Origin of the sequence: Symbiobacterium thermophilum IAM 14863, assembly GCF_000009905.1 — a bacterium.
GTDB lineage: Bacteria > Bacillota > Sulfobacillia > Symbiobacteriales > Symbiobacteriaceae > Symbiobacterium > Symbiobacterium thermophilum.
In genome coordinates this window covers 2,330,627-2,351,031 of record NC_006177.1, presented here as the reverse complement: position 1 = coordinate 2,351,031, position 20,405 = coordinate 2,330,627, and the positions used below count along the sequence as shown (strand labels likewise).

Annotated in this window: 15 protein-coding genes; 6 read left to right on the top strand and 9 right to left on the bottom strand. The window is 69.1% G+C overall.

What is annotated here, in order from left to right; translation table 11 throughout:
- Position 1 precedes the first annotated feature (1 nt).
- From STH_RS10985 to STH_RS10960, 6 genes are all read right to left on the bottom strand, one after another.
- Positions 2 to 736 carry an ABC transporter ATP-binding protein gene (locus STH_RS10985; protein ID WP_043713931.1) on the bottom strand — a complete coding sequence of 245 codons (735 nt, stop codon included), beginning with the start codon at positions 734 to 736 and terminating at the stop codon, positions 2 to 4.
- Between the two features lie 13 nt (positions 737 to 749).
- A complete protein-coding gene (locus STH_RS10980) occupies positions 750 to 1,595 on the bottom strand; it encodes an ABC transporter ATP-binding protein (RefSeq protein WP_011196318.1) in 846 nt (281 codons plus the stop codon).
- A gap of 17 nt (positions 1,596 to 1,612) precedes the next feature.
- Positions 1,613 to 2,938, bottom strand: a complete 1,326-nt coding sequence (locus STH_RS10975; RefSeq protein ID WP_070105457.1) for a substrate-binding domain-containing protein — start codon at positions 2,936 to 2,938, stop codon at positions 1,613 to 1,615.
- Between the two features lie 37 nt (positions 2,939 to 2,975).
- Positions 2,976 to 4,010: a 3-oxoacyl-ACP synthase gene (locus STH_RS10970; RefSeq protein WP_011196316.1), complete on the bottom strand. Its 1,035-nt coding sequence runs from the start codon at positions 4,008 to 4,010 to the stop codon at positions 2,976 to 2,978.
- 22 nt (positions 4,011 to 4,032) lie between these two features.
- The gene (locus tag STH_RS10965) at positions 4,033 to 5,571 is read right to left on the bottom strand and encodes an o-succinylbenzoate--CoA ligase (RefSeq protein ID WP_043713930.1); all 1,539 of its coding nucleotides are present in this window, start codon (positions 5,569 to 5,571) and stop codon (positions 4,033 to 4,035) included.
- Positions 5,572 to 5,676: 105 nt separating this feature from the next.
- The gene (locus tag STH_RS10960; RefSeq protein WP_197525163.1) at positions 5,677 to 6,435 is read right to left on the bottom strand and encodes a TetR/AcrR family transcriptional regulator; all 759 of its coding nucleotides are present in this window, start codon (positions 6,433 to 6,435) and stop codon (positions 5,677 to 5,679) included.
- 290 nt (positions 6,436 to 6,725) lie between these two features.
- Here STH_RS10960 and STH_RS10955 point away from each other — a divergent pair, with 290 nt between their 5' ends.
- A complete protein-coding gene (locus STH_RS10955) occupies positions 6,726 to 7,118 on the top strand; it encodes a hypothetical protein (RefSeq protein WP_043713929.1) in 393 nt (130 codons plus the stop codon).
- Between the two features lie 56 nt (positions 7,119 to 7,174).
- A complete protein-coding gene (locus tag STH_RS10950; protein WP_050742243.1) occupies positions 7,175 to 8,467 on the top strand; it encodes an ATP-binding protein in 1,293 nt (430 codons plus the stop codon).
- Positions 8,468 to 9,417: 950 nt separating this feature from the next.
- Here STH_RS10950 and STH_RS10940 read toward each other — a convergent pair.
- Entirely contained in the window at positions 9,418 to 10,278 is an 861-nt protein-coding gene (locus STH_RS10940) for an Hsp33 family molecular chaperone HslO (protein WP_011196310.1), read from the bottom strand.
- A 136-nt stretch (positions 10,279 to 10,414) separates the two neighbouring features.
- Here STH_RS10940 and STH_RS10935 point away from each other — a divergent pair, with 136 nt between their 5' ends.
- Entirely contained in the window at positions 10,415 to 11,143 is a 729-nt protein-coding gene (locus STH_RS10935; RefSeq protein WP_011196309.1) for a MerR family transcriptional regulator, read from the top strand.
- A gap of 1,436 nt (positions 11,144 to 12,579) precedes the next feature.
- On the opposite strand, the gene STH_RS10930 is transcribed toward STH_RS10935, so the two are convergent.
- The gene (locus tag STH_RS10930) at positions 12,580 to 16,017 is read right to left on the bottom strand and encodes a pyruvate carboxylase (protein WP_043713928.1); all 3,438 of its coding nucleotides are present in this window, start codon (positions 16,015 to 16,017) and stop codon (positions 12,580 to 12,582) included.
- Between the two features lie 206 nt (positions 16,018 to 16,223).
- Between STH_RS10930 and STH_RS10925 the strand changes: the two genes are divergently transcribed.
- The 3 genes from STH_RS10925 (at position 16,224) to STH_RS10915 (ending at position 19,458) form a co-directional block, all read left to right on the top strand.
- On the top strand, positions 16,224 to 17,153 hold the full coding sequence (locus STH_RS10925) for a carbohydrate ABC transporter permease (protein ID WP_011196306.1): 930 nt from the start codon (positions 16,224 to 16,226) through the stop codon (positions 17,151 to 17,153).
- The gene (locus STH_RS10920) at positions 17,150 to 17,977 is read left to right on the top strand and encodes a carbohydrate ABC transporter permease (RefSeq protein WP_011196305.1); all 828 of its coding nucleotides are present in this window, start codon (positions 17,150 to 17,152) and stop codon (positions 17,975 to 17,977) included. Before STH_RS10925 ends, STH_RS10920 begins: the two co-directional genes overlap by 4 nt.
- Before the next feature lie 137 nt (positions 17,978 to 18,114).
- The gene (locus tag STH_RS10915) at positions 18,115 to 19,458 is read left to right on the top strand and encodes an ABC transporter substrate-binding protein (RefSeq protein ID WP_070105518.1); all 1,344 of its coding nucleotides are present in this window, start codon (positions 18,115 to 18,117) and stop codon (positions 19,456 to 19,458) included.
- A 304-nt stretch (positions 19,459 to 19,762) separates the two neighbouring features.
- On the opposite strand, the gene STH_RS10910 is transcribed toward STH_RS10915, so the two are convergent.
- On the bottom strand, positions 19,763 to 20,371 hold the full coding sequence (locus STH_RS10910) for a hypothetical protein (RefSeq protein ID WP_043713927.1): 609 nt from the start codon (positions 20,369 to 20,371) through the stop codon (positions 19,763 to 19,765).
- Between the last annotated feature and the right edge of the window lie 34 nt (positions 20,372 to 20,405).

Here is a 20,405-nt window from a genome sequence, read left to right as displayed (position 1 = left end):
GTCATGCCACCCCCAGGTAGCGCTGCCGCAGCACCGGGTCGTCCAGCAGGTCGGCCATGGACCCCTGGTGTACCGTGCGGCCGTCGTCGATCACCACGCAGTGCTCGGCCACCGCCTGAGCCAGGCCGAAGTTCTGCTCGACCAGGAGCACCGTGGTCCGGGCGGCGATCTTGCGCAGCGCCTCGCCCAGGTGCTCGACGACCACCGGCGCCAACCCCTTGCTGGGCTCGTCGATGAGCAGCAGGTCGTTGTCGCTCAGCAGTACCCGGCCGATGGCGAGCATCTGCTGCTGCCCGCCCGACAACGTGCCCGCGGGTCGGTTCCAGGCCCGCTTCAGGTCCGGGAACAGCTCCAGCACCTCGGCCAGGCGGCCGGTGGCTGCCCCGGGACCGCGGCGGCGGACCTGCCGGTCCAGGTCGCCGCCCCGCACGGCCACCCGCAGGTTCTCGGCCACGGTGAGGCTGCCGAACAGCCCCCGGTCCTCCGGCACGTAGCCGATCCCCAGGCGGGCCACCTCGTGGGGCGGCAGCCTGGTGATGTCCTTCCCCTTGTACCGGATGCGCCCGCGGCGGGCGGGATTGAGCCCCATGATGGTGCGCAGGGTGGTCGTCTTGCCGGCGCCGTTGCGCCCGAGCAGCACGGTGATGGCGCCGGGCCTCACCGCGAAGGAGACGCCCTGCAGGATGTGGTACTCGCCGATGTACGTCTCGACGCCTTCCAGTTCCAGGAGCGACACGGGCTTCACCTCCTCATGACCTGGCCTGCGCGGCGGGAATGTCCGGCGCCTCCCGTCCGGGGTCGGCGCCCTGCCGACCCCGGGAGCCTGCCAGGGTGTATCCGTGGGTGGTCCCCAGGTAGGCTGCCTGCACCGCCTCGTTGGCGACGATTTCGGCGGGGGTGCCCTCGGCGATGACCTCCCCCTGCGCCAGGACCGTGATGGCGTCGGAGATGCCCAGCACGATGTCCATCTTGTGCTCCACCATGAGGATCGTGCGGCTCCGCTGCGCCTTGATCCGCTCGATGACCTCGATGATGCCCGGCACTTCTTCCCGGCTCATGCCGGCCGTGGGTTCGTCCAGCAGCATCACCACGGGATCGGTGGCCAGGAGGATGGCGATCTCCAGCTTCCGCTTTTCGCCGTGGGCGAGTTCGCGGGCAAGGGCCCGGGCGCGGTGCAGAAGCCCCACCGTTCGCAGCGCCTCCTCGGCCTTCTCCGCGTACTCGCGCAGCGCCTCGGCGGAGCGCCACAGGTGCCAGCTGTGCCGCCCGCGGGCCTGGGCGGCCAGCCGGACGTTTTCCAGCACCGTCAGTTCGGGGAAGAGGTTGGTGATCTGAAACGACCGGCCGATGCCCTTGCGGGCGATCCGGTGCGGGGGGAGGCCCGTGATGTCCTCCCCCCGGAACAGGATCCGCCCCGCGGTGGGCTTGTAGATGCCGCTGATCAGGTTGAACAGGGTGGTCTTGCCCGCCCCGTTGGGTCCGATCACCGTGCGCAGGGTCCGGGCCGGCACCTTGATGGAGATCCCCGCATTGGCGGCGAGCCCGCCGAAGGACTTCGCCACGTCCACGGTCTCCAGGATGATCTCAGGCTCCACCGCGCATCCTGCTTGCGCTACCGCCCCGGCACGTTGACGGGAGGCGCCGTCTCTTCCGGGCTGAGCTCGGCGATCAGCTTCGGGATGGGATAGTCGTGGTCCGGGTCCTTCACCAGCTCGACGAAGTACATGGGCTGCAGGGCCTGGTGGTCCTCGGGCCGGAAGGTGTAGGTGCCCTTGGGCCCCTCGAAGCTCATGCCCTCCAGGGCCGGGATCAGGTCCCTGGCATCGGTGGAGCCGGCCTTCTTGATGCCCTCGACGATGGCGATCCCCGCGGCCATTCCGCCGGCGGTGAAGAGATCGGGCGGCTCGCCGTGGCGGGCGATGTGCTCCCGCACCAGCCAGTCGTTGACGGGGTTGTCAGGCAGGGTATAGAAGTAGCGGATGACGCCGTTCATGCCCACGGCCGCGTCGCCCATGCCGATCAGGCTCGCCCGGTCGCCGATGCTGGTGGTGACCTTCATCCGGTCGAAGAGCCCCAGCTCGCCGATCTGCTGGAAGAGCTTCAGGGCGTTGCCGCCGGACCAGGTGACCATGAGCACCTCCGGGTTCAGCTCGATCACCTGCTGCAGGTAGGTGGCGAAGTCCTTGGCATCCAGCGGGGCGTTGATGTTGCGGATCACGGTGCCGCCGTACTGCTCGAAGATGGGGTTCCAGGCGTCCTGGGAGGAGGTGCCGAAGGCGTTGTCCGGCGCCAGGTGGACGATGGTCCTGCCCAGGTTCTCCACCGTGGCCTTGCCGCCGGTCAGGGCGTCCTGGGTGGTGTTGCCGCCGGTGCGGAAGATGTACGGGTTGAAGTCGGTGGTGGTCAGCTGGTCGCCGGCGGCCGGGTCGATCATGTAGATGACCTCGTAGAGCTTGGCCTGCTCGGCGACGGCCAGGGCCACCGGGGTGGAGGCGGACCCCTGCAGGATGTGCACGCCATCCTGCTCCAGCAGCTTGATGGCCTTCTGCTTGCCGACGTCGGGACTGCCGGTGTCGTCCTCCACGATGACCTCGATGGGCCGGCCGAGCACCTCCATGGTCCCGCCGGTCGCGTACTCGAGGCCCAGCCTCAGCCCCTTGATCTCCTGGTCGGCGTACCCGGCGAGGGGCCCGGTGACCGAGGTGATCACGCCGATCTTGATGGGCTCGGCCGGCGGCTGCGCCCCGCCGCCGGAGCCGCCGCTGCCGTCCGAACCGACGCCCTGGCCACTGCCGGAGCCGCCTTCGGAGCCGGCGGCGCTGGTCGGGCCAGGACCGCCCCCGCCGCCGTTTCCCGAGGAGCCGGTCGAGCCGCAGGCCGATACCAGGAGCGCGAGGACGAGGGCCAGCGCTCCCAGGGCAAACCGGGACTTGCGCATGAGAGATCCACCTCCGCGAAGCGAGTGAAAGGGATGACTACGGGCCCCACCGGATGGCGGTGGCCGCCCAGGTGTAGCCGGTTCCAGCGCTCAGGAGCACCGCCAGGTCGCCCGGGGCGAGCAGCGCCCTTCGTTCGGCCTCGTAGAGGGCGACCAGCGGGTCGATGGCCGACATGTGGCCGTACTCGTCCAGATAGACCTGCCGCTCGGGCGGGATGCCGAGGGCGGCCATCACCTGGTCGAAGAGGGAGCGCTTGGTGTGCAGCATGCCGACGAAGCGGATCTCCTCGGGTCGGAAGCCGCTCTGCTCGGCGGCGGCCCGCGCGACCCCGATGAACCGCTGCGCCGACACCGGATCCAGCCGCTCCTTCATGGCGGCGGGGTCGGTCACGTCGAAGCAGTGCATGCGGCCGGCCACGGTCTCGTGGCTGGCCGGGTGGCGGGAGCCGCCCGCGGGCACCCGCACGAAATCGTGGAACGAACCGTCCGTGACGGCCGCGGTGGCCAGCACCCGGGCCTTGCCCGGTCCCCGGCCGACCAGCGCCGCCGCCGCGCCGTCGCCGAAGTTGAACATGAAGCGGGAGCGGACGTTGCCGTAGTCGATCAGGTAGGACTCCCGGCTGGCCCCCACCAGCAGGACGTTGCGCAGGGCGGGGTTGGCGATGAGCAGCGACCGGGCGACGTTGAGGGCGATGGGGCAGCCGGCGCTGACGGCTGCCACCTCGAACGCGGTGGCGGAGGAGAGCCCCAGCTCATGCTGGATCTTGGGCGCCGCCATCCAGACGTAGTAGTCCTTGTGCGGGCTGCCGAAGTAGATCACGGCATCGATGGCCGCCGGGTCCACCAGGTCCAGGAGGGGGCGCGCCGCCCTGACGGCCATGTCGGAGACGTGCTCGTCGGGCGCGGCCCGCCGCTTGGCCTTCAGGCCGAACTTGGCCTCGACGACCTCCCGGGGCAGCCCCGCCTGCTCGGCGATGGCCTCCGCCGGTTCCACCCGGTCGGGCATGTAGACGCTGACGCCCAGCAGGCTCACCGCCGGCGGCCCGGCGGAAGCTGTGGTCTGTCTGTCCACGGGTCGCGTCCTCCTTCGTCGTTCACATGTCGCGGGTGATCTCGGCCAGGCGGCTCTTGACCACCTTGCCCGCCGCGTTGCGGGGCAGTTCATCCAGGATGAAGAACCGCCTGGGGATCTTGTACTTGCCGAGCCGGGCGAGGCAGTGGGCCCTGAGCTCCTCCTCGGTGACCGACGCGCCGGGCTCCAGCAGAACGGCCGCATGGGGCACCTCGCCCCACTCCGGGTGCGGCACGCCGAAGACGGCCGCCTCCACCACGGCCGGATGGGTCTGGATCGCCTGTTCCACCTCGACCGGGTAGATGTTCTCGCCGCCGGAGATGATCATCTCCTTCAGCCGTCCGGCGATGGTGACGAAGCCCTCCTCGTCGATCCGGGCGAGGTCCCCGGTGTGGAACCAGCCGTTCCGGATGGCTTCGGCCGTGGCCTTTTCGTTCTGCCAGTAGGCGGTGAAGACGTTGGGCCCCCGGACCGTGATCTCGCCCACGCCGCCCGGCGGCACGGGCTGCCCGGTGGCCGGGTCGATGACCCGCACCCGGTTGAACGGCGCCGGCCGCCCGATGCTGCCGGGCTTCCGGGCGAAGTCGTCCTCCAGCAGCATGAAGACGGTGGGTGCGGTCTCCGTAAGCCCGTAGCCCTGGCCGAACCGGTAGCCCCGCTCCTGGAAGGCCCGGATCAGCGGAACGGGGCACGGGGCGCCGCCGCTGTAGAACATCCGGACGTGGGAGAGGTCGGGCTTCAGCCGGTCGATGGCCTCCAGCAGCCGCTGGTGTACGGTGGGCACGCCGAAGACCACGGTCACCTTCTCCTCCTGAATCAGCCGTACGGCCTGATCCGGGTCGAACCGGTCGGGTACCACCACCCGGCCGCCCGCGAAGAGCGCCGGCAGGGTGAAGAGGTTGATCCCGCCGATGTGGAACAGGGGCAACAGGGTGATGCAGACGTCATCCGCCCGCAGGTCGATGGTCAGCAGGTTGTTGATGGCGTTGAAGAACATGTTGACGGAGTTCAGCACCGCGCCCTTGGGCCGGCCGGTGGTGCCGGAGGTGTAGCAGATCAGGAGCGGCCGGTCCCAGGGCTGGGGGTCCCGCTCGCCCGGCGGCTCCAGCCCGCTCGGTTCGGCGTCCAGCAGCCCGGCCAGGTCCGGCAGCGAGTCCGGCTCGGCCGCGGGCGTGATCCGCACGGGCGGCTCCAGGCCGATGCGGCCGGTCAGCTCGGCGGCCGCGGCCGCGTACTCCGCGCTGCACAGGATCCGCCTGGTGCCGCTGTCCCGCAGTTGATACTCCAGTTCGCCCGGCGTCAGCCGCCAGTTGAGGGGGACCAGGACGAGCCCCGCCCGGGACGCCGCCAGCAGCACCAGGAGGTACTCCAGGCAGTTGCCGCTGTAGATGGCAATCCGGCCGCCGGGCTCCAGCCCCAGCCGGTTCCGGAAGGCCCGGCTGAGGCGCACGACCCGGTCGTGCAGGTCCCGGTAGGTCCACAGCTCCCGGCTGCCCACCAGGGCGACCTTGTCGGGGCGCATCCACGCCTGCGCCTCGACCCAGTAGCTGATCTCGTACACACCGCTCACCTCGCATTCGGTTGGGATGGTCATCCGGGCCGGGCTGCGGGGCCGGGGACCTGGGCCCGGCCCGGTTGGCGACTCGGTGTGGGGCCGGGAGTTGGGCTAGGCCCGGGGCCCGGCCTCCGGCTCAGGCCCGGGGGCGTCTGCACCCGGGGCGGCGGGCGGGTCGGCATCCGGCGCACCGGGGGAGTGGCCCTCCGATGTCCCGGGCGTCGCACGGGGCTCCCGGGGAAGGCCTGCCGGGTCGATGCCGTGCAGGATGACGGAGACGACGGTCTCGATGACCTCGCGCGGCGGCAGGGTGTTCTCCCAGAAGGTCCAGCGCATGCCGATCATCTGGGCCGCGCCCATGAGGAAGTAGGCCAGGGCCTCGGGGTCCAGCTGCCGCACCTGGCCCCGGGCCATGGCCTGCCGCAGCCCCCGCACGTAGCCCTCGGCCAGCCGCCGGTAGTACCAGCGGTGCAGCTCCGGGTCGACGAACTCGCACTCCCGCATGACGGTGTACAGGTTCCGCCGCTCCAGGACGAACTTCAGGAAGGTCTCCAGGCCCACCCGCTCGGCGTCCCGCCGGTCGATGATGGGGGCCACCGCCTCCTGCAGGGTCCGGCGCAGGTCGTGGCTCATCTTCCGCACCAGCTCGCGGAAGATCTCCTCCTTCGCCGGGAAGTAGAGGTAGAAGGTGCCCTGGGCCACGCCCGCCCGACGGGTGATCTCGGCGATGGAAGCGCGGAAGAACCCCTGCTCCGCGAACACCTCCTCGGCGGCCTCCAGCAGCCGGTCCCGGGTGAGCTCGCCCCGTTCCCGCGCGCCCGCGGGCCGGCGCTGAGACGATGGTTCGGCTCGGTTTTGCGACTGCAGCACGTGCGCTCCCTCCCCTGCGGCGACGGGCTGTGAAACTGACGCCTGAATCACATGTCATGTGAAATCCTGCGGTATCACAGCCTTCTGTCGCGTTTATGTACTGACTCCTGACTCAGTCGTCACCAAGCTGTCACAGATTTACGCCGCGATTGCGGCTTTTCCTTCTAACGAAATGAATGTGAAATCAAGAATTAATCGACACGCGTGACGCGTGTCCCTCCGGCCCGGTCACGGCACTGTCCCAACTCGCCGGCGCCATGGGGAATACTACCGGCGCGGGGGTGTCAGGGATGGACAGGACAGAGGAACTTCTCAGGGCCAGCTTCAGCCGGCTGGAGGGACTGATTGGCGAGGTGAGGGACCTGCGGTACAAGATCAAGAGCGTGCAGGGCGACGTGGAGTCGTTGCGGGCGGCCCTGGGCGGAGGCGGAAACGGAAACGCGGAACCGTCCGGGAGCGCGGAGGGGGAGCCGTCCGCCGCGGCCCGGTCGGACGGCACGGGCTCCGAACCGGGCGAGTCCGGGTCCGCTGCCGCGGGCGCGAAGGCTGGTCCTGGGGACAGCGCATTCGAAGAGCGGCTGCGCAGGATCGAACAGCGGCTCGACTACCTGGCCAGCAAGTGGCTCGAACTGGATGAGAAGCTCTTCCGCCTGCAGAAGCGACTGGGCTCGACGACCGGTTGAGGGAAGAGGAATCGGACCCGTCCCCGGCCAATCCCCCCTCAGGGGGGGAAATGGCGATGGATGACTCGGTGTGGCCGCAGCCGGACTCCCTGGTGCTGTACCAGGACCTGTTCGCCGGCGGCCCCGGCGCGGCGATGGCGGCCTTCCTGCGGGCGCTGCCCCAAGGGGGTGAGGCCGCACGGGGGGCCTATCTGGATCTGGTGCGGGCGCTGTACCGGGCGGGCGACCTGCCGGGGCCGACCGGCGACGCCTGGCAGGATTACGTGATCCACGGCGTCCTGTGTGCCGACAACGCCTTCACCCGGGCTGCCGCGGCCGGAACCGTCAGCGGACCGCTCCGGGACGCGGCTGCGTGGGACCTGATGCACCTGCAGCGGTGTTTTCGGCTCTCCCGACTTCGGACTCGGGCGCTTCTGGGGGGCGGCGTGGCGGACGAACAGCTGCCCACCTGGGCAGGCCGGCCCGAGGCGGATGGGGCCGGACCGTTCGCCTCTCCCGCCTTCCGGTCCATGGCGCACAGGCTGGCCCGCGCGGAGGCGTGGGCGGAGCTGGTGGACGATCTGGCGGCCTTCCACCGCGCACAGGGATTCGGCCCGGTGGCCCGCACCTGGTTCCTGGCGTGGGATGGCGCCACCCTGCTGCCCGTGGAGGAGCCCGACCTGGTGGACCTGGACGACCTGGCCGGTCTGGAGGAGCAGAAGGCGGCCATCCGGGAGAACACGGAGGCCTTCCTGCGGGGGGGCGTCGGCCAGAATCTGCTGCTCTACGGGCCGCGGGGAACGGGGAAGTCGTCGCTGGTGCGCGCGCTGGCGCTGCGGTACGGGGAAGCCGGACTCCGCCTGGTGGAGGTGAGCCGGGACAGGCTCGGCAGCCTGGGCGACCTGTACCGCACCGTGCGCCGGTATCCGCAGCGGTTTGTGCTCTTCCTGGACGACCTCACGTTCGAGGCCGACGACGCCGGTTACCGGGCGTTCAAATCGCTGCTGGAGGGCGCACTGGCGCGGCGCCCGCCCAACCTGGTGCTGTACGTGACGACCAATCGCCGCCATATGGTGCCCGAGCGCTGGTCCGACCGGAACGGCCCGGAGGAGGCGGAGGTGCACGGCCAGGATGCCCTGGAGGAGCGTCTGTCGCTGGCCGACCGGTTCGGGCGGACCATCCTGTTCCTGCGCCCGGACCAGGAGGAGTACTTGCGGATCGTCGAGCATCTGGCCGCCCGCAGGGGCCTGCCCGTCGGGCGGGAGGAGCTGCGGGAGGCTGCCCGTCGGTGGGCCCTGTGGCAGAACGGGCTGTCGGGCCGGACCGCGCGGCACTTCGTGGACGAGTTGGAAGCGAGGCTGAGAGCATGACCGGACCGGCCGCCCCGGGGTGGGCGGCCGGTCCGATGACGTTCGCCGGCCGGGCGGGGGCGTTTCCCGAGCCGAAAAGGCGAGTAGTGAAAACATGTAGGGATAGTGGTGTTAGCTCCGTGTGGCTAAGGGGATCCAGACGGGCTGGACCGGGATGGCGGGAAGGCCCGGGGTCAGTTGCGCATTACAACTATTTGCTCCAGTTTTCTTTGACGTAAGACTATCAAAATATTACGGCACGGAAAACGTGCCGCATACATGGTCATGGCAGTCTGCCTTGCAGGCCTGACGGGCCCGCCTGCTGAGCGAACGACGGCGCCACGCCGCTGGTCGAAGGCCGCCACCACAGCGGCCGAAGGTACATCCGTTTGGTTTCAAGCTCCGGCTACTTCCGGGCTGTACTGTACGGGGCGGATAGGTCTTCGGCTTCCCTGGGATGGCGGCCTTTCGTGTTGGCGCGCAAGAGGGCAGGCACACATCGCCCGGCATGTGGCAGCGGGTTCCTTGCGCAGGACACACGACATCAGATCGGGGGGTTCACCGACGCCTATGAAGGCGAAGCGAGGGTTTCCGCCGCTGTTCTCCTACTTCCTGGTCTGCCTGTTCGGTCCTGGCCCCTGGGGGAGGGACGCACCCGCGATGGCGTACGGCGATGTCACCATCAGCGCCGCCGTCAACGCCCCGCCCGACTTCACGCCGGGAGGCGACATCACCGTCCTGGAGGACGCAGGCCCCCAGACCCGCACCCACGACGGGCTGGTGGGCCACCTCAGCTTCACGCCCGCGCAGGACGCCAACGGCTCGACCACGGTGCGGGTGTGGGCCGTCGACGACGGCGGCACTGCGAACGGCGGCAGCGATACCTCGGAGGAGAAGACCTTGCGCCCTGGAAAGGCGACGGGCTGTTTCACGTTCTGTGGGCCGAACCGGTGCCGCGTTCTGTGCCTCCGTCAGCGCTCGGGAACCCACGCGGCCATCTCATCGGGGGAGAACGAGTACCGACAGCCGCAGGCATGGCAGACGACTTCGAGGCTGCGGTTGGTCGCGACTGCTTCCCGCAGGTCGGCCGGGCTGAGGCTGCGCAGCATGGGGAGGAACATCTCTCGGGAGCAGCCGCAGGATGCGCGGAGGGGGGCCATGCCCAGCACCGCCGCGTCGCCGGGCAGAAGCTTCGGCCACGCCGTCACCGGGTTTCCCGGGTCCGCCATTCGCGGGTCACACAGCACCTGCTCGATCTCCCCGAGCAACGCATGGTCCGCTCCCGGCAGCAGTTGCGCCATCGCCCCGCGGCAGGCCGCGACCTCGCCGCCTTCGGCCAGTGCCACATGCACCACAAACCGCGTCGTCGTCTGCTCGCTCTGCCGGAAGTAGTGGGCGAGGTCATCCACGATGTTCCCGTACGGCATGTCGGTGATCCCGCTGAACCCCCGGTACATGCCCAGGTCCCTGATCACCTGGAGTTGCCCGCGGTCGCCGATCAGCCGCTGCAGCGGCGCACCGGCCGCCTCCTCGGCCGGCACCGAGCGCCATTCGTCGCTGAGGTATCCGCGGACGTTCCCGTCGGCGTCGACCTCGGCGAAGATCCGGCAGCCCGGCCGGCTGGTTCCGACCTTCAGGGTCAGCCGCTGCCGGTCCTTCAGCGTGCCGCAGAGCAGTCCGGCCGCCGTTACCGTGGTGGCCAGAGCCTTGCGCAGCGCGGCTCCGTCCACCTGGCCCTGCCGGCAGACCGCCCGGGCGATCCCGGTGGTCTCCGCGAACAGGATTCGGACATTTCGATGGAAGCCCAAGGATTTGATGATATAGTTCTCCATGTGGGAAGGTCCCCTCGCTCTCCCTCAGGGTCGTTGCCACCGAGTATAGAACCTGACGTTGCGTCAGGTTCAAGCCCCGTCCGCACGGGCGCGCACCGGAAGGGAGGCCGGGGCAGACCGAAAGGGGGCAGGGTTCTTGAACCGGCGTGGCTGGAAGATCGGTGAGCTGGCCCGGCGGGTCGGCATCACGGTGCGGACTCTCCACCACTACGATCACATCGGCCTGCTGTCGCCTTCCTCCAGTACCGAGGCGGGACACCGGGTCTACTCGGACGCCGACGTGCGCAGGCTGCTTTCCATCATCTCGCTGAAGCGGCTGGGGTTCTCGCTGCGCGAGATCAAGGTGCTGCTCAGCGATGCCGCCGAGGATCCCCGGGCGATGCTGCAGGTCCAGCTGGCCCGGCTGGACGAGCAGATCGCGGCGCTGACGGAGGTGCGCGCGCACGTGCAGCGCCTGCACGATCACCTGGAGGTCGGCGGGTCGGTGGCCATCGAGGAGCTGATGGCCGTGGCCCATGCGCTGACGCTGACCGGGAGCCCGCATTTCCGCCGGGATGAGGTCGAACAGGTGCGTCAGAAGTACCTGGGATTGGATCCCGCGGTCCGGCGGGAGCTGTTCGAGACCGGCCGGCGGCTGGTGGCCGAGTTCCGCCGGTACTTCGACGCGGGGATCGCTCCTGACGCCCCCGCTGTCACCGCCCTGGCGCGGCGCTGGAAGGAGGTCACCGGCGCGCTCCTGCCCGCCGGTGAACCGCTGACGCAGGCCGCCGAGCAGTATTATCGGGACAACCCTGACGCCGGGCTGCTCTACGGCATGGACGTCGACTTGTACCGCTACATCAAGCAGGCGGCTTCGCGCGTGTAAATGGGAAGGCGGCCCGGGCGAGGGGGTGGGGGCCAGCATGGAGGTGACCCCGGCTGCACGACCGATCCGGGCGTCGCGCAGGCGGCTCCTGGAGGCACGGCTGCCGGGTTCGGGCGGTTCGCTGCCTGGTGGCAGTGAATGGAGAAGCCGGCGATCACGCAGGGGTGATCGCCGGTCTTCTGGTCTCGCCTTATTTGAACCTGACGTGCGTGCACCGGCCGGAGGGGCCGTCAGCGCGCAAAACCTGCGGTTCGTTCCCGAGCGCCACTTCAGGTTCTGCGCGCAAGCGGGCTCCGGAACCTCGTCCACGCGCAGAATCTGGAGTTCCGCTCGGGCTATCACTACAGGTTCTGCGCGGGTGAGGCGGCTGGAGAGGACGGCTGCGCGCAAAACCTGCGGTTCGTTCGCGAGTGCCACTTCAGGTTCTGCGCGCAAGCGGGCTCCGGAGCCTCGTCCACGCGCAGAATCTGGAGTTCGGCTCGGGCTATCACTACAGGTTCTGCGCGGGTGAAGCGGGTGGAGAGGCCGGCTGCGCGCAAAACCTGAGGTTCGTTCGCGAGTGCCACTTCTGGTTCTGCGCGCAGGAGGGCTCCGGAACCTCGTCCACGCGCAAAATCTGCGGTTCGGCTCGGGCTATCACCTCAGGTTCTGCGCGGGTGAGGCTGCTGAAGAGGCCGGCCGCGCGCAAAACCTGCGGTTCGTTCCCGAGCACCACTTCAGGTTCTGCGCGCAAGAAAGCTCCGGAACCTCGCCCACGCGCAGAATCTGCAGTTCGGTTCGGGCTATCACTTCAGGTTTTGCGCGCAAGAGGGCTCCGGAGCCTCGTCCACGCGCAGAATCTGGAGTTCGGCTCGGGCTATCACTACAGGTTCTGCGCGGGTGAAGCGGGTGGGGGCGTCGTGCACGCGAACAACCTACGGTTCGATCCCGAGAGCCACTTCAGGTTCTGCGCGCATGGGGCCTCTGGAACCTGGCTGACGCGCAGAATCTGCAGTTGGGCCTGGACCACCGGTTCACGTTTTGCGCGCAAGCGGGATGCGGTACGTTGCCCACGCGTAAAATCTGCAGTTCGGCTCGGGCCATCACTTCAGGTTCTGCGCGGCTGAAGCGGCTGGGGGCGTCGTTGGCGCGCAGAACCTGCGGTTCAGTCCCGAGTGCCACTTCAGGTTTTGCGCGCGAGAGAGTTCCTGGACCTCGCCCACGCGCAGAACCTGAGACACCGCCTGATCCGACACTTGAACTTCTGCGCGGCTGCGCCGGGCGCTGCCGCCCGCACAGGAGAACCGGCGGGTCCCACGGGACCCCGTCCGCGCCGACCGGGTCATCAGAGGGCTGGCCCACGGAGAGCCCGGTCAGCCACGCCGCGAAACTTGCGCCGGAGGCCGCCGGACGCGCCCTCCGGTTGATCTGCGCCCGCGTGCAGAGGTGAAGCCCGATCACTCTTCGAGCACCACCACCAGGTCCCCGGCCTCGACCCGGTCGCCCTCCTTCACCAGCACGTCCTTGATCCGGCAGTCCCGGGGCGCGGTGAGCACGTTCTCCATCTTCATCGCCTCGGTCACCACCAGCTGCACGCCCTTGGCGACCTGGTCGCCGGGGGCGACCAGGACTTTCAGGACCTTGCCCGGCATGGAGGCGCCCAGATGGCACGGATCGCCCTTGTCCGCCTTGGGCCGGCGGGCGCCGGCGTCCACCAGCCGCTGGTCGGGCACCTCGACCTCCCGCTGGGAACCGTTCAGCTCGAACAGGACTTCCCGCATGCCGTTGGGCTTGGGATCCCGCACGTCCACCAGCTTGATGATCAGCGTCTTGCCCTTCTCGATCTCCACCCGGGTCTCCTCGCCGGGGCGCAGGCCGTAGAAGAAGGTGGGCGTGTCGACCACCGCCGTGTTCCCGTACTCCTCCTGGTGCCGGGCCAGCTGCTCCAGCAGGCCGGGGAAGAGCACCTCCGACAAGACCTCCCGCTGGGCCGCGGGCCGCCCGAGCTTCGCCGAGAGCTCCCTCTGCTTCGCCTCGAAGTCGATGGGCGGCAGCAGCTCCCCCGGGCGGACCGTAATCGCCTCCCGGCCCTTCAGCACCACCCGCTGCAGCTCCTCCGGCCACCCGCCGGGGGGCTGCCCCATATAGCCGGCCAGCATCTGCACCACCGACTCGGGGAAGGCCAGGCCCTCGCCCCGCCGGACCAGCTCCTCGGTCGTGCGGATGCCGTTCTGCACCATGAACAGCGCCAGGTCGCCGACGGCCTTGGAGGACGGGGTGACCTTGACGATGTCCCCCAGGGCCAGGTTGGCCGTGCGGTAGGCCTCGACCACCTCATGCCAGCGACCGCCGAGCCCCAGGGCGACGGCCTGCTGGCGCAGGTTCGAGACCTGCCCGCCGGGCATCTCGTGCAGGTACGTCTCAGCGGAAGTGGCCAGGAGCCCGGACTCCCAGGGGGCGTACCAGCGGCGGACCTCCTGCCAGTAGTCGGCCAGCTGCTGCAGCGCCGCCAGGTCCAGCCCCGTATCCCGGTCGCTGCCCTGCAGCGCCGCCACCAGCGTGTTGAGCGACGGCTGGGACGTCAGCCCGGAGAGGGAGGAGAGGGCGGCGTCGACGATGTCCACCCCGGCCTCGGCCGCGGCCAGCAGCGTCGCCAGCCCCGTGCCGGCGGTGTCGTGGGTGTGCAGGTGCAGCGGCACGCCGACCTCCTGCTTCAGAGCGGAGATCAGCATCTTGGCCGCCCGGGGCTTCAGGAGGCCCGACATGTCCTTGATCGCGAGGATCTGCGCGCCGGCCTTCTCCAGCTCCTTCGCCAGGTCCACGTAGTACCGCAGGTTGTACTTGGTGCGGGCGGGGTCCGTGATGTCCCCCGTGTAGCAGATGGCCACCTCGGCCACCTTGCCGGCGCTGCGCACCGCCTCGATCGCGGGCCGCATGTTGGGCAGCCAGTTGAGCGCGTCGAAGATGCGGAAGATGTCGATGCCCGCCGCCGCGGCCTCCCGGACGAAGGCGTGGACCAGGTTGTCGGGGTAGTTGGCGTAGCCGACGGCGTTGGCGCCGCGCAGCAGCATCTGGAAGGGGATGTTGGGGATGGCCCGGCGGAGCAGGTCCAGCCGCTCCCAGGGGTCCTCCTTCAGGAACCGCAGGGCCGTGTCGAACGTCGCGCCGCCCCACATCTCCAGGGAGAAGAGCCCCGAGGCGAGGCGCGCCGTGGCCGGGGCGATGGTCAGCATGTCCCGGGTACGCACCCGGGTGGCCAGCAGCGACTGGTGGCCGTCCCGCATCGTAGTGTCGGTCACCAGCAGTCGCTTCTGGGTCCGGATCCACTCCACCAGCCCCTCGGCGCCCCGCTCCAGCAGGACCTGCCGGACGCCGGGGGGAACCGGCCCCTCCGCCTTCGGGATGGGCGGCTGGGACCGGGCGGGCGGCTTGGCCCCGGGAGGCACCCCCGGGCCGCCGTTGACCACCACGTGGCCGATGTAGCGGAGCACCTTGGTGCCCCGGTCCCGGCGGGGCGGAAACTGGAACAGCTCGGGCGAGTCGTGGATGAAGTTGGTGTCCACGTCGCCGGCGAGGAACCGGGGGTGGCGGATGACGTTCAGGAGGAACGGGATGTTGGTCTTCACCCCGCGGATGCGGAACTCCTGGAGCACCCGGCTCATCTTGGCGGCCGCCGCCTCGAAGGTGAGTCCCCAGGTGGTGGCCTTCACCAGCAGCGAGTCGTAGTACGGCGTGATCTCCGCGCCGACGAACCCGTTGTCGCCGTCCAGCCGGACGCCGGGTCCGCCGGGGGAGCGGTAGACCAGGATGCGGCCGGTGTCGGGCAGGAAGTCGTTGGCCGGGTCCTCGGCGGTCACCCGGCACTGGATGGCGTAACCGTGCCGGGCGATCTGCGCCTGGGAGGCGACCCCCAGCGCCTCGTCCAGGCGCGCTCCCTCGGCGATGCGGATCTGGGCCTGGACGATGTCCAGCCCGGTGATCTCCTCGGTCACCGTGTGCTCCACCTGGATGCGCGGGTTGACCTCCATGAAGTAGTAGCGGCCGTCGGGCGCGACCAGGAACTCGACGGTGCCGGCGCCCACGTAGCCCACCCGGGCCATCAGCCGGACGGCCGCACCGCAGATCTCCTGCCGCTGGGGTTCGGTCAGGGCCAGCGAGGGGGCAATTTCCACCACCTTCTGGTGCCGGCGCTGGATGGAGCAGTCCCGCTCGTACAGGTGGACCACGTTTCCGTATCGGTCGGCCATCACCTGGACCTCGATGTGGCGGGGCCGCTCCACGTACTCTTCCAGGTAGACTTCGCCCGAGCCGAAGGCCGCCTGGGCCTCGGAGCGGGCCCGCTCCAGCGCGTCCTTCAGCTCGGCGTCGGAGCGGACCACCCGCATGCCCCGGCCGCCGCCGCCCAGCACGGCCTTGACGATGATCGGGTAGCCCACCTCCCGGGCGAAGGCGAGGGCCTCCTTCACCGAGGCGACCGGCGCCTCGGTGCCGCGGGGGAGGGGCAGCCCCGCCTCCCGGGCGATCCGGCGTGCCGCCACCTTGTCGCCGAACATCTCCAGGTGCTCGGGGTCCGGGCCGATGAAGGCGATCCCCTCTTCCCGGCAGCGGCGGGCGAACGCGGCGTTCTCTGCCAGGAAGCCGTAGCCGGGGTGGATGGCGTCCACCTCGTGCTCCCGGGCCAGCCGGATGATCCCCTCCACGTCGAGGTAAGCCTCCACGGGGCCCTTGCCCTCGCCGATGAGGTAGGCTTCGTCGGCCTTGTACCGGTGGAGCGAGAGGCTGTCCTGTTCGGAGTACACGGCCACGGTCTGTTTGCCCAGTTCCGTGCACGCGCGGAAGATGCGGATGGCGATCTCGCCCCGGTTGGCGACAAGCACGCGCCGAAAAGCCGGCATGGGCATCACCCCTTTAATATATTAAAATGCTGCTATTCGCCCTAAGCTGAGGGATTCCTCCTCCCTGCGGCGATAAAATTCATTTGCGGAATGTTAGTCGGATTAATGTTTAGTGTATGTTGAGTTAAGATTCGAAGTACCGAGGAGGAGTCTGGACGCGCAGGAGGAAATATACTCGGAGCACCACTGCGAAGGGAGGAACGCGTTTGGCCAGCCAACCTGCGCCGGCGACCCGGGCCCGACCGCGGGCTCCGGCACGTCCAGGCTTCCGCAGGGCGGAGCGGTTGGAGCCGTACCTGTACCTTACCCCCAGCCTGGCGCTGCTCACCATCTTCACCTTCTACCCGATCGTGCGCTCGATCTACCTCAGCCTGTTCCTGACCAATCCGCGGGGCGAGCCCAGGGTCTTCGTCGGGCTTGAGCACTACGTGAACGCCCTGCAGTCCACGTTCCTGCAGAGCCTGGGCGTGACGGTCCTCTTCGTCCTCTACACCGTGCCCGCCGGGCTATTGCTCGGCCTGGTCCTGGCTCTCCTCGCCTACCAGCCCCTGAAGGGAACCCGGATCTTCCAGCTGATCTTCTCCTCGCCGCTGGCCATCTCGGCCGCCATCGGCAGCACGATCTGGGTCATGATGCTCAACCCGGTGTCCGGCATGGTCAACTACCTGCTCAGCCTGGTCGGCATCGCACCGGTGCACTGGCTCACCGATCCGCGCTGGGCCCTGCTGGCCGTGGGCATGGTCAGCATCTGGCTGCGGCTTGGCTTCAACTTCGTCCTGCTGCTCAGCGGCCTCCAGAACGTCCCGGAGGAGCTGCACGAAGCCGCCCTGGTGGACGGCGCCGGCTTCTGGGCGAAGACGTGGCACATCACCCTGCCGATGCTTTCGCCGACGCTCTTCTTCGCCGCCGTGGTCGGGGTGATTCACGCTTTCCAGGTGTTCGCTGAGATCGAAATCATGACCGCCGGCGGACCGTCCGACGCCACCAACACGGTGGTCTACCGCATCTACCAGGTGGCCTTCCGGCAATACGAGTTCGGCGCCGCCAGCGCGCAGGCGATGCTGCTGTTCATCGTGATGGTCGTCCTGACCTACCTCCAGTTCCGGCTCGGCGAAAGGCGGGTGCACTACCAGTGAGCGTCCAGTCCCGTCTCACCCGGCTGCTGCTGTATGCGGCCCTCTGCCTGGCGGCCCTCTTCATGGTGTTCCCCATCCTCTACGCGGTGTCCATCAGCCTCATGCCGCCGGCGGAGGTCAACACCTTCCCGCCCCGCTTCCTGCCCAGCTCACCCCGCTGGGCCAATTACGCCGAGGTGGCCCGGTCGGTGCCGGTGGGGCGCTACCTGCTGAACTCCCTGGTGGTCTCCTCGGCCGTGACCCTCGGCCAGATCGCCACCGCCAGCCTGTCCGCCTACGCCTTCGCCTTCATGAACTTCCGGGGCAAGGCGGCCCTGTTCGCCCTGTTCATGTCCACCATGATGGTGCCCTGGGAGGTCACGCTGATCCCCAACTACCTCACGATCCGTTCGCTCCGGCTGCTGGATTCGTACACCGGGCTGGTCCTTCCGTTCCTGGCCACCGCTTTCGGCACGTTCCTGCTCAGGCAGTTCTTCCTGCAGATCCCGAGGGAGCTGGAGGAGGCGGCCCGGATTGACGGCTGCGGCCGGTTCCGGTTCTTCTGGTCCATCGCCCTGCCCCTGGCCCGGCCGGGCCTCCTGACGCTGGGGGCGTACACGTTCCTCAGCACCTGGAACCAGTACCTGTGGCCGCTCCTGGTCACCAACACGCGTCTCATGCGGACGGTGCAGATCGGGGTGCGCTTCCTGATGAACGAGGAGGGGCTGCAGTACCACCGGGTGATGGCCGGCGTGGTGCTGTGCATGGCGCCGGCCCTGGTGGTCCTGGTGCTGGGGCAGCGCTACTTGGTGCGGGGCCTGATGGCCGGCGGCCTCAAGGGCTAGCGGCTTTTTGGGCAACAAGCGGTCGCCCCGGTGCGGACGGTCCCTTGGGCGTGCCCCGGCGTACTTGTGCCGGCGCGGCCGCAACACTCGTACGGAGGAGGATTCACCACGTGCGCACAACGAGACGACCGGTGTTAATGGTATGGGCCCTGGTTCTGATCGCCGCCCTGCTGGCCGGCTGCGCCCGCGGGGGCGGCACCGCCTCGGACGGGGAGTTCCAGAAGGTGGAGATCCAGCCCGGCGAGCGGGTGAAGGTCACCTTCTGGCACGCCATGGGCGGGGTCGCCGGCGAGGCGGTGCAGCGGCTGGTAGACCAGTTCAACAGCTCCCAGGACAAGGTGGAGGTGGAGGCGGTCTACCAGGGCACCTATGACGACGCCCTGCAGAAGCTGAGGGCGGCAGGTTCCGACGGCCCGACGATCATGCAGGTGTACGAGATCGGCAGCCGGTTCATGATCGACTCCGGCATGATCACGCCGATGCAGAACTTCGTCGACGCCGACGGCTTCTCCATCGACGACTTCGAGCCCAACATCCTGGGCTACTACACCTTCGACGGGCGGCTCTACTCGATGCCGTTCAACACCTCCACGCCCATCGTGTACTACAACAAGGACGCCTTCCGGGAGGCGGGACTCGACCCCGAGCGGCCGCCCCGCACCTTTGAGGAGTTCAAGGAGTACGCCCGGAAGCTGACGGTCACCCAGGGCGGCGAGACCCGCTACGGCGCCAGCATCGCACTGTACGGCTGGTTCTTCGAGCAGTTCCTGGCGGTGCAGGGCGCCCACTACGTGGACAACGACAACGGCCGCAGCGCCCGGGCCACCAAGGCCATCATCAACTCGCCGGAGGGTGAGCGGTTCGTCACCTGGCTGAAGGAGATGGTGGACGAGGGCGTGGCCATCAACCTGGGCCGGCGCACGGCGGATACCCAGGCGGCCTTCTCCTCCGGGCAGGTCGCGATGACCCTGGACTCCACCGCGGCGCTGGGCAACATCCTGAACGGCGTGGGCGACAAGTTTGAGATCGGCACCGCCTTCCTGCCGCGGCCGGAGGGGGCCGCCGAGGGCGGCGTGATCATCGGCGGCGCCTCGCTGTGGATCACCAACACCAAGCCGTTGAAGGAGCAGTGGGCTGCCTGGGAGTTCGTGAAGTGGCTGACGACGCCGGAGGTCCAGGCCGAGTGGTCCATCGCCACCGGCTACTTCCCGGTCCGCAAGGCGGCGTACGACCAGCAGATCCTGAAGGACTGGCACGCCCAGCGGCCCCAGTTCACCACCGCCATCGAGCAGCTCCGGGCGTCGCCGCTGAGCACGGTGACCCAGGGCGCCGTGATCGGCACCTTCCCGCAGGCCCGGCAGATCGTGGAGGCCGCGATGGAGTCGGTGGTGCTGGGCCAGGCCACGGCGGCGGAGGCGCTGAACGCCGCAGCGGCGGAGATCACCAAGGGCATCGAGGACTACAACCGGACCACCCAGTAGGTGAACGCGCATAGGGGGAGCCCGGGCGGTCGCGCCCGGGCTCCCGTCGCGACTTGATGACTATCTGTCAGCGAGATCGACCCGAAGGCGATGGCTCGTATGCGCCAGGGGAGGCCTCGACGGTTGCAAGGGGTGGCCGGCGAGGGTTTCTGTCCAGGCTCGCTTCAGAGAATGGGTGTCGGGCTTCCCGCCGGTCGGTTCATCCTGGGAGCCTGTCTGGATAATGGCCCTTGGAGATCAGGCGTGAAGGTGACCGGAAGCGGTGGCGCCTCCGGTCACCTGCGTTACAGACCCGACATGGGGGTCAGTGATCGTTCTCCCGTATCGGCTCCAGCACCGCCCGCAGCGCGTGTCGGTGCGATCCGTTGAGGGAGCGCGAGTAGACCACGACGACGTCAGGGAAACCCTGCTCCCGGGCATCGAAGACGAACTCCCGCTGCATCGTCTCCCCTGCGGGGAACAGCATGGAGTGGACGGCCGGGCAGATCTGCCCGGAATCCAACTGCAGCCTCGCGTCCGGGTACCAGAGGTGCAGCAGGGAGCCACAGTCGTAGAGCAACTCGACCCCGGCGCCGCTCTTGTTGGTGAGCGAGGCCGTCGCCCGATACCTGCCGTCATCCTCCCGCACGGCGGTGACTTCCAGGATGAGGACCTCATCCTCCGCATTACCCCGCAGATCGCCGGGCAGGGAATCACCCGGCTCCGGGTCAGCGGGCTCCGGGGCCTGCCGCACCTCCATCAGTTCGCTGTGCACCGGGGGCTTCCCCTCAGCCGACGCAGCAGGGAGGACGGCGTCAACCTGTGGATGCGGCGCTGCGGCCGTCTCCGAGGGAGGGCCGTCGGCGGCACCCCTGCACCCGGCCAGCAGGACCAGCCCCGGCCCCAGCAGCCATAGGGCAATCACCTTGCGCATGGTCTATCCTCCTCGTCGCGGGATAGACGGGGGC

Coding starts and splice junctions, on each gene's coding strand:
- STH_RS10975 (WP_070105457.1), bottom strand. CDS start 2,938: ATGCGCAAGTCCCGGTTTGCCCTGGGAGCGCTGGCCCTCGTCCTCGCG.
- STH_RS10955 (WP_043713929.1), top strand. CDS start 6,726: ATGGACAGGACAGAGGAACTTCTCAGGGCCAGCTTCAGCCGGCTGGAG.
- STH_RS10950 (WP_050742243.1), top strand. CDS start 7,175: ATGGATGACTCGGTGTGGCCGCAGCCGGACTCCCTGGTGCTGTACCAG.
- STH_RS10940 (WP_011196310.1), bottom strand. CDS start 10,278: ATGGAGAACTATATCATCAAATCCTTGGGCTTCCATCGAAATGTCCGA.
- STH_RS10930 (WP_043713928.1), bottom strand. CDS start 16,017: ATGCCGGCTTTTCGGCGCGTGCTTGTCGCCAACCGGGGCGAGATCGCC.
- STH_RS10915 (WP_070105518.1), top strand. CDS start 18,115: ATGGTATGGGCCCTGGTTCTGATCGCCGCCCTGCTGGCCGGCTGCGCC.
- STH_RS10910 (WP_043713927.1), bottom strand. CDS start 20,371: ATGCGCAAGGTGATTGCCCTATGGCTGCTGGGGCCGGGGCTGGTCCTG.